Raw genomic sequence first — 445 nt, forward strand, 5'->3', positions numbered from 1 at the left:
AAAAATACTTGAAAGCCTATTTAGTCGAAAGAAATGTCCCTTTGATATAAACACACGATTTGATTAAATTAAACGGAATGATATGTGGAATAGAAGACATCGGCATTGATGAAAAAACGTTATTTGCGGTGAACGAAATATACACAGAATCAAGGTATCCCGGAGAATTAGGATTAGTGCCGAGCGGTATGCCTACCGTTGAAGAAGCAAAAGAATTTTTGAAATATGCCAAAGATATAAAAACAATAATATACCGATCTTTAGAAGGGGTATGATTTGTAGCTGTCTCTTATACACATCTAGATGTGTATAAGAGACAGCCCAAATACTTGGAGATGACTTTGCATTTGGCCGGGGACTCTACTATCACTAAGTTTTTCGCCATGATTGGTTGATGCCTTTATGTTATTAAAATCAATGCCTAAAATGTCTCATTCCCGTGAAC

1 protein-coding gene is annotated in these 445 nt (G+C 36.0%); it reads left to right on the forward strand.

Annotated elements, in window-relative coordinates; all coding sequences use genetic code 11:
- Positions 1-59: 59 nt before the first annotated feature.
- The gene (locus ACYVRA_RS09005) at positions 60-275 is read left to right on the forward strand and encodes a HEPN domain-containing protein (protein ID WP_461252372.1); all 216 of its coding nucleotides are present in this window, start codon (positions 60-62) and stop codon (positions 273-275) included.
- Positions 276-445 lie beyond the last annotated feature (170 nt).

This window comes from Treponema sp. R8-4-B8, from assembly GCF_054786175.1.